Here is a 15,626-nt window from a genome sequence, read left to right on the forward strand (position 1 = left end):
ATTATTGAAAATTACGATAGATGGGGAGTATCGACATACATCTGTATATGATTTAGTCTTAATGCATAAGCTTGTTGATGCTTATTTTGCAATCGCTAACAGTCGAATTACATAATATGTAAAATGCGAAAACAAAAAAGACCATCGGCAAGAACCGAATGATCCTGCTTTAATGAAGTTGATTGTTACTGTACAGAGAACTGTAAGCTATCAACGTTTGATATTAGATATCAGAATAAAAGACAGAGATCTGGGGAGCCGTCCGTTTTGTAAAATGGACACCGGTTTGCGATTTGCTAGTCTCGTTGTGGGGATGAGAAAAATCGCCAACTCGGATTTTCGATTGAGGAATTGGTATTTTACGGTTATAAAAATTAGGCGTGTCATGGGAGGCATGCATTTAAAGCAGTTAGTAAAGGAGTAAGCGCGTATGTTAAGTAATAATGATGAAGGTCAAAATAGATTTAAGTTTAAAAAATATCGTGGTATTTTAATGGGCCAATTGTTAGATATTATGAATATGCATGATAGCCAGCAAGGCAAACACCATGTTGGTAGCCAAGCTGATACCTGCGATTTATGCAGTCAATTTAATGAAATGCACCAAGAGTTAGACCAGGTCAATAAGTTATTATCTGCATACAAACGTCCAGTTTTGGTTGCTGATGATCCAGATGCATCACAGCGTCACTTCTATTACATCTGTTCAGATGCGATAGGTAATATGTATGTTGTTCGAGCCCGCAACAAGGACGAAGCAAGTAATTTATTGCACGCCACGCAAGCAGATTGTGGTCGCGAACACGTTAAACACATTTCACGCCGAGAAGCCTTCCAAACGATTGAGAATTTTGAAGGTGCACGGGCACAACAAACGATCCACTATCTCCAACACGATGATTACTATTTAGGTGTCGTTTCACAGTTAAATTCTTCGGAAGTTGGTTAAAGTGGAGTGCTTTTAAAGAATGGGTTTCTTTAAGGCTTCACGTAATCAAATAGGACAGATCCCCGATTTGGAGATCTGTCCTATTTTTTATTTCTAAATTAACTCACTACTGTGCGGTTTTATCCTTAGTAAGAGCCTTAATGGCCTTTTGTTGCTGAACTAACGGGCAACCGACTTCGGAACACTCGTGGCAGCTGGCAGCCGCATGTCCTTTTTTGAAGAACCGGTTATAAACAACGAATCCAACTAACCCAAAAACAATAACGGCAATGATGATGGTTGACATGATGGAACTTCCTTTCTGTTATTAAAGACTGACTACAGCTTCACTATCACTTTGTGCGTGTTTAACGAATAATCCGTAGAAGATTAAAGCGATCACGATTGCGGCGAGAACCACGCCAACTGGTGAAAAGACGTGGTTTACCCACAATGAACTTTGGTAAATAATCAAGGCTGCCATGTAGGCAACAGAAGTTTGATAAATAACGGCACGCCATGTTGATTTGGCATCCCCAAATTCCTTATACATTGTTCCAATTGATGCGAAACAAGGAGCACAAAGCATGTTGAATGCTAGGAATGCATAACCAGCCATTGCCGAGTAGTTAGCTCGCAAAACTTCGTGAAAGGCGGTGGCACTGCCGGCACCGGCAAATGTAATATGCAACGTACCAACGCAGTTTTCTTTGGCAATCAAGCCAGCCAAGACGGCAACTGTGGCGTGCCAGTCACCGAATCCAAGTGGTGCGAAAATAGGTGAAATGAATGCGCCCATTGCTTGCAGAATGCTACTATTCTCGCCGACCATTTGTAATTTAAAGTTAAAGCTGGAAAGAAACCAGATGGCCACGCAGGATAGAAAAATAATTGTGCCAGCCTTATAAACAAAGGCATATGCTCGTTGCCCAACACTACGGAGTGTGTTATCTAATCGTGGTAAATGATAGGCCGGTAATTCCATGACAAACGGTGAATGGTCGCCAGAAAACATCTTGGTTTTTTTAAGGAAAATACCCGAGCAGACAACTGCTAACGCGCCAAGAAAGTATGCGGATGGAGCAACCCATGAGTTATTCGGGAAGAATGTTCCAGAAACCAATGCGATAATGGTTAGCTTCGCGGAGCATGGCATGAAAGTGGTCAACATAATTGTCATTCTGCGGTCACGATCATTTTCAATGGTTCGGGTGGCCATAATACCTGGCACCCCACAACCAGTGGAAATCAACATTGGAATGAATGATTTACCTGATAAATTAAAGTGATGGAACAATCGATCCATGACGAATGCAATGCGCGCCATGTAGCCACAATCTTCAAGAATTCCCAAGCAAAGAAATAGCATAATGATTTGCGGTAGGAAGCCCAGCACTGAACCAATCCCGCCGATAATGCCATCGACGATCAGGCCTTTTAACCAGGGTGCCACGTGGAGGAAAGTTAAAAAGTTGGTAGCAGCCGTGGGAAGGATGGTGCCAAACAAGTGGTCATTAATCCAATCGCTCCCAATTGTGCCAACAGTTTGAATTGAGAGGTAGTAAACGCCCCACATTACCAACACGAAGATTGGCAAAGCGAGCCAACGGTTGGTAACAATTCGATCAACTCTATCACTGACTGACATACTGAAGTCACCATTGTCGATGACACACATATTGATAATCCGAGCAATGTAGTCGTATCGTGCGTTAACAACGATACTGTCGCTTTCGTCATCGAAAATATTTTCAGCCGTTTTGATAATGTCATCAATGTCAGATAATTGTTTGTCACTAAATTCAAATTGATCAGTAATATCTTGATCACGTTCAAAAATTTTAATGGCATAAAAACGAGTTTGGTCTTCATCAACCCGATCTTTAATCAGGTTTTTGATCATTTCAATCGCTGATTCCAGCCGGGGATCGTACGTTGGCATCGCATATGTTTTTTCATCATCGTGAATTTTATCAACCAGTTTATCAATGTTGTTGTGCTTGAGGGCACTGATACCCACGACGGGCATATCAAGCATGTAGGCCAGCTTTTTTAAATTAATTTTGCGGTTATGCTGTTTTTCTAGTAGATCCATCATGTTTAAAATGAGGACCATTGGTGTGCCAGTTTCCATCACTTGCAGTGTCAAGTAGAGGTTACGCTCTAAGTTGGTCGCGTCAACAACGTCCAGCACCTTGCGTGGCCGGTTATTGATTAGAAAATTTCGAGTAACCACTTCTTCAGAACTGTAAGGTGATAGTGAATAACTACCTGGCAGATCTTGAATAATGTATGTATGATCTTGTTTTAACTGGCCTTCTTTTCGTTCAACCGTGACGCCGGGCCAGTTGCCGACATGCTGGTTGGAGCCGGTTAGTGTGTTGAATAGGGTGGTTTTACCACTATTCGGATTTCCCACAAGGGCGAGTGTTGTCATAAAAAATCACCTCAGACTTTCTCGATCATGATGCTTTGCGCATCAGCTTTACGCAGGCTGAGTTTGTACCCGCGAATTAATAATTCAATTGGATCGCCTAATGGCGCAATTTGGTTAATCTTGAGCATCGTGCCCCGAGTCAGTCCCATATCCAGCAATCGTTTCCGCAATTGCTTTGAACCAACAAGTTTAACCACAATTCCCGATTCACCAACGTGTAACTCGGCAAGTTCCTGAAGTTCGACGTCGTCGTCATCAGATATGTTGCGAACGCTGATCTTTTCAGCGACCTCTTTACTAATGGCCAAACGTTGTCCTTGAAAATAGATCATCATGCCCATGGGGCCAGAAGATGTTGCGATGACGGTCACACTTTTACCGGCGATGATGCCCATTTCTGACAGTCGTTTAGTGAGCTTGTGATCACCTTTAACGCCAATAATTATGTAGTTACCACGGCGGTTAAGTTCTGCGAGTGTCTTCAAAGTGCGGCCTCCAATCACTTAGTTCTATGTATTGTAATGCTAATTTCTCATTATTTTCTCATTTATACTGTAATGCGTCAATGTCAATAACGGTCTAAGTGTTGATTTAGCAAGGCTTTAGCCAATACCTGATACTAAATCTCAACAAATGAATACATGAACAAGCGCGATATGAATGAAACTAAATATTTAGTTTGGAATGATTCTAAAACACTATCTAAACTAAAAAAATTACATTGCAAACTTTTTTTGCAATGTAATTTCAATATAATTTTGGAATTATTGATCCAGAACCTCTTCAATATCGTACGGCACAGTGACTTTTGATTTGTCACCAGCAAGAATTGGTCCAGTTTTGGCGTGACTCAATTCAAGGTCTGAACGTAACTGATTAGTGGCCTTTTGTTTTTCAGACTTCGAGAAGACTTGGTATGAAACGCCGTTATGCATCACGGTATTTTCAGTTGCAGACTTTGTGGAAACGTTGTTCTTAGCTTGATAGTACGATGCAGCGATTGACATCATTTGTTTGAAGGTTAGATTGGTTCGGACGTTGCTGGAAATTGACTTCATGAATGCTTTATTGAATAGCATCTTAGGACTAGCCGACTGTTTTAAAATAGCGGTAATCACCATGCGTTGCCGCTTAGTCCGACCGTAGTCCCCCTCTGGATCCATGTAACGCATCCGAGAGAATGCTAGTGCAGCTTGGCCGTTCATTTTGTGATAGGTTTTAAAATGAACCCCATCTTTGGCGTACTTGAATGTGGATGATCCCTTGTAGAATTTGTAGCGGTGTTTCCCGGTTTCGTGGGCCGTATCGTTACTGAACGTGAAGGTCAGTGGTGATTTAATCGTGACACCACCGACTTCATTAACTAGCTTTTCCAATCCACCCATGTTGACAAGGGCATAAAAATCAATTGGGACGTTCATGTACTTAGAAATGGTGTTGACCGTATCACTAATATTAGTATAGGTATAAACGGAATTGATTTTCTCGGGGAAATCATTTTCGTAACCCGGAATAGCAACCATTGTGTCACGCGGAATTGAAAATAGTGACGTTTTCTTTTCTTTCGGGTTGACGGTCACTAGCATAATTGTATCAGTTCGCCCCTTATAGCTACGGTCAAGCGACCCAGTGTCTGTTCCTAGTAACAGAATTGAGATGGGCTTTTTGTTTTTAATTAGTTTAGACACGTTGCGCCGATTTTTAATGTTGGCACCCTTGTAAGAATTCTGAACAGTGTTATTCAGTGAACTGTATGTACTGTACGCAATTTTGATGACACCAAAAAGAACAATGATGATGATAAATAAGATAATGCCTCGATTTTGCTTTGGAGGACGATGATTATAGCGCTGTTGCCGCGTTTCTTGTTCCATGAATCGATGACCTATGCTTTCGTTCGTAATTTCAATTAAGATTAATTATACAACTGATGGTATGCGCATGGAATACGATTACAAGATGAATTGTCAAGAAAGTGCTTAGAAATTGTTAATGTATTATAATACATAGTATAAGAATCAGATTTAACCAAAATTGTTTAAAATAATCGTCATAAATAGAAGACGAAATGATCGCTGCTTGCCCATTAGGAAAGGTTAGATGATAAAGATGATCACGAACTATGTGCTGCTAAGTGCCAATCGAAAGTATGGCATTAATCTCAACCAGTTATTGGCTCACCATCTGCTCAAATACGGCAAGATGAACGATAATAATTTGTTGGGAGTTGATTTTGATGCACTTGTGAATGATATCCGGACTAACCTGACGTTCGTTATTTTCTATCATCCAGAACAGGCACTTAAGGGTATCGATGCGACCATTAAAAATCAGCCATTGCCAAAGGATTCGATTTTAGGAGTTAGCAATATAGAAGAAATTGCTCTTGATAAAGATCATGTTCTCAATACGGATGCGATTCAAAAAGGGTATCAGAAAACGGAGAGACAACGAGTTGAGGATCGCATTATTAACAAGCAAAGTTCCGAAGAAGACATATACAAGTCGATGATCTTTGCGCCAGCTCCCAATTTAATGGAGAAGCTTGATATGGAAAATATTTATCAAGGTATCGAGATGATCCAAAAACAGGTGCAGGAAGATCTCACATCTTATAAATACGTAATGATTAACAGTTACCGCGAAAATATCCAGCCATTTACTGATGAAAAGTCGAAATTTGAAGAAATGGATTATAAGGAACAAGAACGCCGGCAACAAGAAATCATTAACCTGGATGCGGTTGAAAGAACGAGATTAAATAGTTTTGAACGAGGACTCTATGATCGATATGAATTTGAGCACGAGTTACAAAAGGGTGTTGAGACGGCGTTTACGGTTTATGAAATCAAGTAGAGTGTGAAAAAGTGCGTTAAAATGCTGGTAAATAAGCCACGTCAGCCATTAACTGCGGTCTATGCAGTTAGTGGCTGACGTGGCTTATTTATGAGCATCTGCACTTTTTCACACGTTTAGACAGAAAAAATTGAGAGGGGCTAAGAAACTATGCAGTTAGTGGCTGACGTGGCTTATTTATGAGCATTTGCACTTTTTCACACGTGAAAAAATTGAGAGGAGCTAAGAAGATTATCTCATTGAACGCTATACTTTTCACACAGTCCCAAAATATAAAAAAACAGAAAAACGGCACATTTCATAAATAATGTGTCGTTTGCATTAAACATGATTTATTTTAGAATACTTTAACATTGCTTGTTCAACAACGGTTAAGCTTAATTTCATCCTAAACCCGGTTGACAGATTTAATGTACGACCACTTTCATGCCGTAAGGAACGTTGTTATAAACCCATTGTGCATCAGGAATTGTTAACTGAACACATCCATGCGAAGATGCTTTGTGACCAATATTATTGGCAACTGAAGTTTTGTAGTTGCCGTTGGCGTCAACGGGCACACTGTGAAACAGGTATTCACCATGGTTTAACCAAGAAACCCAGTAGTTAGCACCTTCTTGCTCGCTTGCATTGTAAAAGTGCAGACCACGCTGTGCTTGGATGTAGAACGTACCACGAGGGGTGGCATTGTTGGCACCCGTTGAGCAATACATTGTGTAAAGAATCTTATTATTGTCAGCACCGTCACGAATGTAAACTCGTTGATTTTCAATATTTACATCAAACCAAACTTTTGGATACTTGGTTAGATCAGGGTAGGCCCTATTTTCAGACGGTTTACGCCAATTGACAGTCTTTACACTACTCGTGGTTGTTGATGAACTCGCTGTCTTAGTACTGGTATTTGAGCTTGAACTGCTACTTGATGTTGAGGATGATGAATTACTACTTGTGCTGCTTGTGTAGAGTGCCGCTGCCTTGGTTTCAGTGCTTGGGCTAACAAATCCCATGACGAGATGAAGTCCCCAAACTAGTCCCAAACAACAAGCCAGTGCCATAATGATTTTTTTCTTGTTAATCTTCATTTATATATGCCCCATTAATTGTAATCCGAATTTTTAAAAATCTGTATATCCCAAAGGTTACCAAACCATTTAGTGTAAATGAGTTGTGCAATCTGCATCCAGAGATAAACCAGCGAAACACTGGCAAATAGGTCCAGTGGATAGGCGATTTTCAACTTTATTTCTGCCACTAGTAGTATTGCTGCAATTGCTAACATACAAAAGATTAGAAGGTATTTTTGCCAAATTGATCTGATCAGAGGTATGACAGCAATATAAACAATGTAAAAAATAATGCCAAGCGAAAATAAATGGTGGTTCGGGAATGAAGACATTGATAAATTTTTGGGATGGCCAGTCGGGAGTGATCTGTAGGTCATTAATCGAATTAATATAAAAATTATTTCACCACTGAAAAAAGTGATTAGTGACCAAAACGCGATTAACTTATGCTTAAAACCCCAAAGGAAAAACCAGATAAGAAATACATAGAGCACACAAAAACCAGGCGCACTAAGAAATGCTAATAATCTTTCTAAAAAATTGGGGGGGTCGCCAGAAACTCTTGCAGGCCGGTTTCCCAAAGAGCAACTAAGTAAAAGCGAGTTTTTACCAGTGACGTAATTAGTGCAAATATCAGCGCACCGATAATAATATTAAGATAGCGATCATTCTTATCAATTACGTACATGTCCATTTTCTCCGTTATCGATCAAAACTATATTACTCCGTATTATACACGCAAATGGTACGCCTGGTATGGATTGAAAACGGTTTATGTTGTTTAATTTACTTTATTTTAAGATAAAGTAATTATTATTGATGATTTGGGACTTATTTATTGGGTGCTGGTATCTAACGGGTAAAACATAGAGGCCGATTAGTTGTTTAAAACTGGTACAGCGCACTTTTTTCTATTTATTTTAAACGTGTTCCGCCAGCACTGAGACCTAACGTATAAGAAGAGCTAGAGACATTAATTGTTAAAACCCAACAATCAATGTCTCTAGCTCTCTTATACACCGGTCTCAACCCGTGCTGGATCCACACTCTGGATTAGTCCCCGTTCATAATCGAATTCTTTACCACCACGTAGTCTACCTTGCGGATCGATTCTAGATCTTTACCGCCGGCATACGAGATTGATGATTGTAAATCCTCTTCCATTTCTTTGAGTGTATCTTTGATTGAACCTCTAAATGGTACTAGCATCTGTTTGCCTTCTACGTTACGGTAGGCGCCCTTTTGGACTTCTGATGCTGAACCCCAATATTGTTTATAATCTTTTCCGTCAATTTTAATCATGTTGCCTGGTGACTCTTGATGACCAGCTAACATGGAACCGATCATGACCATTGATGCACCAAAACGAATTGATTTCGCAATATCGCCATTGTGACGGATACCACCGTCAGCAATGATTGGCTTGCGTGCAGCTTTACCACATAGACGAACGGCTGCTAGTTGCCAACCACCGGTACCAAAACCAGTTTTTAGTTTGGTGATGCAGGCTTTACCAGGACCCACGCCGACCTTAGTGGCATCAGCACCAGCATTTTCCAAATCACGTACAGCTTCAGGAGTTGCCACGTTGCCGGCAATCACGAATGCATCTGGTAAGTTTTCCTTTATATATTGAATCATATTGATCACATAATCTGAGTGACCATGAGCAACATCAATCGTGATGTATTCGGGAGTTTCTCCGGCGGCCTTTAGTTGGTCAATAAATTCGTATTCTGCATCCTTAATACCAACTGAAATTGATGCAAATAAATCTTGGCTGTGCATGTGTTGCACAAATGGCAAACGATTTTCAGGTTGGAATCTGTGCATGACGTAAAAATAGTTGTTTTGAGCGAGCCAAATAGCCAGTGGTTCGTCAATCACACTTTCCATGTTAGCCGGCACGACCGGAATGTTAAAACGGTGTGGTCCGAACTGAATACTTGGATCTGCGTCGTGACGACTCTTGATAATGCACTTGCTGGGAATTAGTTGGATATCATCGTAATCAAATGTGTCCATAATTGCCACTCCTTACTTAAATGTCTCTCTTCTTTTGAAACCACTAGATAATATATACGGTAATGTTCGGGTTGTCAACAATAACTACGGATATTAGCGATATTTTTTCTCTTTAAAGTTCGGTTTTTACTTGACCTCATGATTCCTAATTGTTACACTGGCATGGTGAGTGAAATACGAATTTAATGAGGTGAATGAAATATGGCTTCTGTTGTGATTGTGGGTAGCCAATGGGGTGACGAAGGAAAGGGTAAGATGACTGACTATTTAAGTCAGGAAGCTGACATGGTTGTTCGCTATCAAGGCGGCAACAATGCCGGTCATACCATTGTATTTGGCGGACATACCTTTAAACTACGTCTAATTCCATCTGGAATTTTTTCTAGCAAAAAAATTAGTGTAATCGGAAACGGCGTGGTCGTTAATCCGAAGGCACTAATCGAAGAATTGGGCTATCTGAAAGAACAAGGCGTTGACGAATCTGGCCTACGAGTTTCCAGTCGGGCACACGTCACACTGCCATATCACATCCTACTTGATAAGTGCCAAGAAAAGGCAAAAGGCGAACAAAAGGTTGGAACCACTCAAAATGGGATTGGACCAACATATATGGATAAAGTTTCACGAATTGGCATTCGTATTGCCGATTTGCTTGATAAAGAAACGTTTGAAGCCAAGCTTCGCGCTAATCTTAAAGAGAAAAATGTTTTATTTGAAAAGGTCTATAACGTTAAACCGTTGAAGTTTGAAGATATTTTCGATGAATATTATGAGTATGGTCAACAATTCAAAAAGTATGTGACTGATACTTCAGTTTTAGTTAATGATGAACTGGATAAGGGTGAACATGTCTTATTCGAAGGTGCTCAAGGGGTAATGCTGGACGTCGATCACGGGACTTATCCATACGTCACATCATCGAATCCGATTGCCGGTGGTGTCACGACCGGAGTTGGTGTAGGTCCTAGCCGCATTGAAACAGTGCTGGGAATTTGTAAGGCGTACTCCACCCGTGTGGGGGATGGTCCTTTTCCAACAGAATTGCATGATGAAATTGGTGATTATATTCGTGAAACCGGTCATGAATATGGTGTTGTGACTAAGCGTCCGCGCCGAATTGGTTGGTTTGACAGTGTCGCCATGCGCCACGCCAGACGGGTGTCAGGAATCAACCTTCTCAGCCTGAACTTACTTGATGTGCTAACTGGTATTAAGACCATCAAGATTTGTACCGCCTATGAAATCGATGGACAAAAGATTGATTACTATCCGGCTAATCTGAACGACTTAGCCAAGTGCAAGCCAGTTTATGAAGAGTTGCCAGGATGGGATGAAGATATTACAGGTATTACCGATTTTGAAAAATTACCAACTAACACGAAGAATTATTTGAAACGTCTCAGTGAATTGACTGGCATCTCACTGGCTACGGTTTCGGTGGGTGCTGATCGTTTACAAACGATTATTTTGACTGATCCATGGGAAGCAAAGGAGACTACACGATAATGATTGATCGTTATACACGGCCTGAAATGGGCAATATTTGGTCACTTAAGAACCGCTATCAAGCATGGCTTGACGTTGAAATTGCAGCAACTAACGCCTGGGTTGAACAGGGAGAAGTTCCTGCAGAAGATGCCAAGAAAATTAGCGAAAATGCTAAGTTTACGGTAGAACGAGTAGCTGAAATTGAAGCTGTCACTCACCACGACATTGTGGCGTTTACTCGGACCGTTTCTGAATCGCTTGGTGAAGAAAAAAAGTGGGTGCATTTTGGTTTAACAAGTACCGATGTTGTGGATACTGCCAATGGTGTCTTGCTGAAACAGGCTAACGAATTATTACGTGAAGATCTATTAACATTTAAGGATACGGTGGCTAAGCAGGCCAAGAAGTATAAAGAAACTGTCATGATGGGCCGGACTCACGGTGTACACGCTGAACCAACGACTTTTGGCTTGAAGCTTTTACGTTGGTACACGGAATTAGAACGTGACATTGAACGTTTTGATCACGCTGCTGCTGGTGTCGACTCTGGTAAAATCAGTGGCGCTGTGGGTACTTATGCTAACGTTCCACCTGAAGTTGAAACTAGTGTAATGAAGCAACTTGGTTTGAATCAATTACCAATTACTAGCCAAGTATTACCACGTGATTTACACGCTGAATACATTGCAACCCTAGGCTTAATTGCCACTGGATTGGAAGAATTTGCAACTGAAGTTCGGTCATTACAACGTTCTGAAATTCATGAAGTTGAAGAACACTTTGCGGCTGGTCAAAAGGGATCATCATCGATGCCTCATAAGCGCAACCCAATTGGTTCGGAAAACATTTGTGGTTTAGCTCGTGTTATTCGTGGCCATGTTCAGACTGCATACGAAGACATTCCGCTGTGGCACGAACGTGATATTTCACATTCATCTGCAGAGCGGGTGATTTTGCCAGACACAACGATTTTGCTTGATTACATGCTTCACCGTTTTAACAACATTATAGCCAATCTGACGGTTTTCCCAGAGACAATGAAGAAAAATATGACTCGGACTTACGGTTTAATTTACAGCCAACGTCTACTTTTGAAGCTGATCGAAAAGGGCTTGTCACGTGAACAAGCCTACGATTTGGTACAACCATTAACGGCGCGTTCATGGGATGAACAGCTCCAGTTCCGTGACTTAGTGGAAGCCAGTGATCAAATCACGGCCAAGCTAACGGAAGCCGATATTGATGATGCATTTGATTATCACTACCACCTAAGGTATGCAGATCGGATTTTTGAGAGGGTACTCGGCAACTAGACAACGGAGAAAGCCGTTTAGCTCACGAGCATTAACGTAACAAAGACACCATCCCCTGAATTTGGGGATGGTGTCTTTGTTGTGTTAAGCGCAATGAGCTGGCTTTCGAAGTTGCTTTCGACACGGCTGCAGGAAGCAGTAATTCTCTGAACTTGAGGATGGAGCTTATCCCAATTTACCGTCCATGTTCCACAGAACTAACGCCCTTAAACGACTGCTTAACTGTTTCTTTTTTTATCGGCTTTTTCCTCATCTGTTGGAATTGGCGGTAACTTCTAAAGCTACCATAAACAAAGACTGCAATGCCGGCCCAAATGAAGATGAAGACGATGGCCATTAGTAATTGAATCGTTGGATTCAGGTACTGGATAAAGCTTAACGTAATAAAGTCGGTGTTCTTGGTAGCAACAGCAAACAGTAATAAAGGCACAACGGTGATGATACCGCTTAGTACAAGTAGGATAGCAATTCGTGGCCCATTTTGTAACATTGTGTGTGGCGACCACAGTAGGTAGATCACGGCAATTGGCATCACAAACAGTGTTTCCAATGTTAGTGAAATGGTTGCTGGTAACTGGACCTGTTTCTTAATTAAACCGTAGAAACAAAATGAGGCGGCCATCAGCAACGTGTTGAGCGGTAAAGAGCCGGACTGAATTGTCAGGACGACCACGCCAATAATTACGAGAATAATAGCAATGACCTTGGTTTTGGACAATTGCTCGTGCAAGAACAAAATAGCGACCGCTACGTTAATCAAGGGCATGATGTAGTAGCCTAAGCTGGCCTCGGTTGCTTGATGATGGGTCACCATGTAAATGTAAATTAACCAGTTAACCGAAATCAGCAACGAGCTGAGGATGATCCATCCCAGTTTGCGGTTACGTGCCAGCTGTTTAATGGTTGAAAAGACTGTGTGCCAGTCATGTTGAATGGTTAATATGATACCAATTGTGACAAGTGACCAGACAATTCGGTATGCCAGTGTGTCCATTGCGGGAACGGCATGCAGTGTTTCCCAAAAGACACCTAACATGCCCCAAAATACGTACGCTAATAATCCGGTGTTAATACCCAGCTTTTTATTTTCCATATTTATCTCTCCTATGCAAATCACTAATCATATGCCGATGATTAGTAATTTTAATGCTGTAAAACGCGTGCTGTATGTGTTGAGCGGTACTGCCCGGGACTGATGCCAAACCTGTCCCGAAACTGTTTGATGAAGTAAGCGGTACTAGTTATGCCGACCGTAAAACCAATGTTTGTGACCGATTCATTGGAATTAAGCAGTAAATTTTGTGCTGCACAAAGTCGGACATTATTGATTTTTTGTTGAGGCGTTAAACCGGCCAAGTGCTTGTACTCATGACGTAGGTAAGAGGGGGAAGTATGAACCATATTTGCCAATTTCTGTAGATTAAGATCCTGATTATATGTATCATCGATGATTTGATTAACTTCAGCCAGCCAGATTTCACTTGGAGCGTGAGACTGTAGTGGCCGGCATCGCTTGCATGGTCGGTATCCGGCTTTTATTGCGTCTGCCGTACTTTGATATATCGCAACATTATCTTGATTGGGTAACTTTGATGGACATGAGGGTCGACAAAAAATACCGGTTGTCTTCACAGCGTAACAAAATGAATTATCAAAAGCACCATCATTAGTTACAATCGCCTGCCATTGTTGTTGATTGGGCTTCATATTATTTCCCTTCTTTCGATTTAAAATGAGTATAACAACAAAGCATTACAAAAAATATCAGTATCTGGTTTTCTAATTCTAACTAAAAGTATTCTGTTCACCATACTACCGATTATCAGTGGGTGCAATAATTGATCTTAAATATAAAAATATTTATATTATGAGAACTTTAGATCTTTATAAATATATTTATATTATGCCTTAAAATGGCCTATAAACGTTGATATAACTGTATTTAATGTTTTGAACATTACAATTAAGTATTACTCCCAGCTTGTCAAAATATATCAAGGTGTTATTTTAGTTGCATTCGTTCAGCAACGCATCATTAATTGCTGAGCCAGACTAAATTTATAAAGGTGGGATTTTCGATGAAACAACCAGAAGTAGAATTGAAACGGTCGTTGGGATTGTGGTCAGCATTGGCCCTTGTCGTGGGGACTGTTATCGGTTCTGGGATCTTTTTCAAGCAAGCATCAGTATTGGACAGTGCCGGTTCATCCACGACGGCATTGCTAGCCTGGGTTGTCGGTGGCCTAATTACTTTAACCGCTGGCCTGACGATTGCTGAAATTGGCGCCCAATTACCGTATACTGGCGGCTTGTATGTCTACATGGAAAAGATTTACGGTCGTATTTGGGGCTTTCTGTCTGGCTGGATGCAGATCATCGTCTACGGTCCCGCCATTATCGCTTCGCTAGCCGGTTATTTAGCTGTGTTGCTTGTCAGCTTTTTTGGACTATCAAATGCATGGCACGTGTCATTAGCCCTAGCCGCTATGATTTTAATCGGTGGATTGAACATGTTTGAAAATCGTTACGGTGCTGCCTTTGCGATTATTACTACTTGCTGCAAGTTGTTACCAGTTGCTGCCATCATCATCTTTGGTCTCTTTTATGGCCATCAGGGAGCATTGGGTCAAACTGTTGCTGGTGCTCATGCTAGTGCTGGTAATTTTGGTGTTGCCGTTTTAGCAACATTGTTCGCCTATGATGGTTGGATTTTGATTGCCAACCTGGGTGGTGAAATTAAGAATCCACAAAAGATTTTGCCAAAGGCCATTGTAATGGGACTATTGTTCGTGCTGGTTGTTTACTCAGTTGTTTCGTTTGGTGTCTTCAAAGGGTTGCCAGCTGCTTTAATTCACAAACTGGGAGACAACACTACTCCTTACTTAGCTACTCAAGCTTTCGGGACGATTGGTGGTCGCCTGCTTAATATCGGTGTTATTATTTCGATCATCGGTTGTATGAACGGCAAGATCATGACCTTCCCACGGATTATGTATGCAATGGCTAAGCGCAACGATTTGCCATTTTCAAAGAAACTTTCGTACGTTAACCCTAAAACTCATGAACCAATGGTTGCTACAGTTGTCATCATTGCCATTGCCAGCTTAATGGTTGGTTTCTTTAACGCTGACTATTTGTCAGACCTATGTATCTTTACTGTTTACTGCTTCTACGTGGCAGCTTTCATCGGCGTTTTCTTGTTGCGCAAGAGGATGCCGGGACCACGTCCATTCTCGACGCCATTGTTCCCATTAACACCAATCATTGCGATTGTCGGAGCATTGTTCGTGATCATCAGTGAATTATTCTCAGATCCAGTTGGTGCATGTGCATCACTAGGAATTGTGGCCATTGGACTACCAATCTTCTACGTGGTGAAGAAGCATGCGGCGGCGGAAGATATGGATGCACTAAATCAGAGTGTAAAATAACGCGATCAGATGTCGTTTTATAAGGGCCTCGGGCACATTAACTACGAATTAGGGTTCTACAATATTTGGTACTGATAGATT

Annotated in this window: 14 protein-coding genes; 5 read left to right on the forward strand and 9 right to left on the reverse strand. The window is 41.2% G+C overall.

The annotated features are described in order from the left end of the window. The first annotated feature begins 430 nt into the window (after positions 1 to 430). Positions 431 to 949 carry a hypothetical protein gene (locus FD16_RS04100; protein WP_010620958.1) on the forward strand — a complete coding sequence of 173 codons (519 nt, stop codon included), beginning with the start codon at positions 431 to 433 and terminating at the stop codon, positions 947 to 949. Between the two features lie 106 nt (positions 950 to 1,055). Here the strand turns inward: FD16_RS04100 and FD16_RS04105 are convergent, their stop codons facing one another. The 4 genes from FD16_RS04105 to FD16_RS04120 form a co-directional block, all read right to left on the reverse strand. Then, positions 1,056 to 1,235 carry a FeoB-associated Cys-rich membrane protein gene (locus tag FD16_RS04105; protein ID WP_029508274.1) on the reverse strand — a complete coding sequence of 60 codons (180 nt, stop codon included), beginning with the start codon at positions 1,233 to 1,235 and terminating at the stop codon, positions 1,056 to 1,058. A gap of 21 nt (positions 1,236 to 1,256) precedes the next feature. Further along, complete coding sequence (feoB, locus tag FD16_RS04110; protein WP_010620957.1) at positions 1,257 to 3,365, reverse strand: ferrous iron transport protein B; 2,109 nt, start codon at positions 3,363 to 3,365, stop codon at positions 1,257 to 1,259. 11 nt (positions 3,366 to 3,376) lie between these two features. Beyond that, entirely contained in the window at positions 3,377 to 3,850 is a 474-nt protein-coding gene (locus FD16_RS04115) for a FeoA family protein (protein ID WP_010620956.1), read from the reverse strand. 279 nt (positions 3,851 to 4,129) lie between these two features. Next, positions 4,130 to 5,239, reverse strand: coding sequence for an LCP family protein (locus FD16_RS04120; RefSeq protein ID WP_010620955.1), 1,110 nt, complete (start codon positions 5,237 to 5,239; stop codon positions 4,130 to 4,132). Positions 5,240 to 5,465: 226 nt separating this feature from the next. On the opposite strand from FD16_RS04120, the gene FD16_RS04125 reads away from it, so the two are divergent. After that, positions 5,466 to 6,221, forward strand: a complete 756-nt coding sequence (locus tag FD16_RS04125; RefSeq protein ID WP_010620954.1) for a hypothetical protein — start codon at positions 5,466 to 5,468, stop codon at positions 6,219 to 6,221. Between the two features lie 407 nt (positions 6,222 to 6,628). Here FD16_RS04125 and FD16_RS04130 read toward each other — a convergent pair whose 3' ends face one another. The 3 genes from FD16_RS04130 to FD16_RS04140 form a co-directional block, all read right to left on the reverse strand. Then, entirely contained in the window at positions 6,629 to 7,306 is a 678-nt protein-coding gene (locus tag FD16_RS04130) for a L,D-transpeptidase (protein ID WP_010620953.1), read from the reverse strand. Positions 7,307 to 7,820: 514 nt separating this feature from the next. Next, complete coding sequence (locus FD16_RS12735) at positions 7,821 to 7,976, reverse strand: hypothetical protein (protein ID WP_155804303.1); 156 nt, start codon at positions 7,974 to 7,976, stop codon at positions 7,821 to 7,823. A gap of 365 nt (positions 7,977 to 8,341) precedes the next feature. Further along, a complete protein-coding gene (locus FD16_RS04140) occupies positions 8,342 to 9,313 on the reverse strand; it encodes a GMP reductase (RefSeq protein ID WP_010620951.1) in 972 nt (323 codons plus the stop codon). Positions 9,314 to 9,514: 201 nt separating this feature from the next. On the opposite strand from FD16_RS04140, the gene FD16_RS04145 reads away from it, so the two are divergent. Continuing rightward, positions 9,515 to 10,819 (forward strand): adenylosuccinate synthase, encoded by a 1,305-nt coding sequence (locus tag FD16_RS04145; RefSeq protein WP_010620950.1) that lies wholly within the window; start codon positions 9,515 to 9,517, stop codon positions 10,817 to 10,819. After that, positions 10,819 to 12,114: an adenylosuccinate lyase gene (gene purB / locus FD16_RS04150; RefSeq protein ID WP_010620949.1), complete on the forward strand. Its 1,296-nt coding sequence runs from the start codon at positions 10,819 to 10,821 to the stop codon at positions 12,112 to 12,114. Before FD16_RS04145 ends, purB begins: the two co-directional genes overlap by 1 nt. Before the next feature lie 175 nt (positions 12,115 to 12,289). Here purB and rarD read toward each other — a convergent pair whose 3' ends face one another. After that, positions 12,290 to 13,207: an EamA family transporter RarD gene (gene rarD, locus FD16_RS04155; RefSeq protein WP_010620948.1), complete on the reverse strand. Its 918-nt coding sequence runs from the start codon at positions 13,205 to 13,207 to the stop codon at positions 12,290 to 12,292. A gap of 50 nt (positions 13,208 to 13,257) precedes the next feature. Continuing rightward, positions 13,258 to 13,821, reverse strand: coding sequence for a bifunctional transcriptional activator/DNA repair enzyme AdaA (locus FD16_RS04160; protein WP_010620947.1), 564 nt, complete (start codon positions 13,819 to 13,821; stop codon positions 13,258 to 13,260). Between the two features lie 371 nt (positions 13,822 to 14,192). Between FD16_RS04160 and FD16_RS04165 the strand changes: the two genes are divergently transcribed. After that, complete coding sequence (locus tag FD16_RS04165) at positions 14,193 to 15,545, forward strand: APC family permease (protein WP_010620946.1); 1,353 nt, start codon at positions 14,193 to 14,195, stop codon at positions 15,543 to 15,545. Positions 15,546 to 15,626: the final 81 nt, after the last annotated feature.

This window comes from Paucilactobacillus suebicus DSM 5007 = KCTC 3549, assembly GCF_001434475.1.
Taxonomy (GTDB): Bacteria; Bacillota; Bacilli; order Lactobacillales; family Lactobacillaceae; genus Paucilactobacillus; species Paucilactobacillus suebicus.

Bases quoted from the DNA above. Each gene is read 5' to 3' on its own strand.
- FD16_RS04100 (WP_010620958.1), top strand. From the start codon at position 431: ATGTTAAGTAATAATGATGAAGGTCAAAATAGATTTAAGTTTAAAAAA.
- FD16_RS04105 (WP_029508274.1), bottom strand. From the start codon at position 1,235: ATGTCAACCATCATCATTGCCGTTATTGTTTTTGGGTTAGTTGGATTC.
- feoB (WP_010620957.1), bottom strand. From the start codon at position 3,365: ATGACAACACTCGCCCTTGTGGGAAATCCGAATAGTGGTAAAACCACC.
- FD16_RS04120 (WP_010620955.1), bottom strand. From the start codon at position 5,239: ATGGAACAAGAAACGCGGCAACAGCGCTATAATCATCGTCCTCCAAAG.
- FD16_RS04125 (WP_010620954.1), top strand. From the start codon at position 5,466: ATGATAAAGATGATCACGAACTATGTGCTGCTAAGTGCCAATCGAAAG.
- FD16_RS04130 (WP_010620953.1), bottom strand. From the start codon at position 7,306: ATGAAGATTAACAAGAAAAAAATCATTATGGCACTGGCTTGTTGTTTG.
- FD16_RS12735 (WP_155804303.1), bottom strand. From the start codon at position 7,976: ATGTACGTAATTGATAAGAATGATCGCTATCTTAATATTATTATCGGT.
- FD16_RS04140 (WP_010620951.1), bottom strand. From the start codon at position 9,313: ATGGACACATTTGATTACGATGATATCCAACTAATTCCCAGCAAGTGC.
- FD16_RS04145 (WP_010620950.1), top strand. From the start codon at position 9,515: ATGGCTTCTGTTGTGATTGTGGGTAGCCAATGGGGTGACGAAGGAAAG.
- purB (WP_010620949.1), top strand. From the start codon at position 10,819: ATGATTGATCGTTATACACGGCCTGAAATGGGCAATATTTGGTCACTT.
- rarD (WP_010620948.1), bottom strand. From the start codon at position 13,207: ATGGAAAATAAAAAGCTGGGTATTAACACCGGATTATTAGCGTACGTA.
- FD16_RS04160 (WP_010620947.1), bottom strand. From the start codon at position 13,821: ATGAAGCCCAATCAACAACAATGGCAGGCGATTGTAACTAATGATGGT.
- FD16_RS04165 (WP_010620946.1), top strand. From the start codon at position 14,193: ATGAAACAACCAGAAGTAGAATTGAAACGGTCGTTGGGATTGTGGTCA.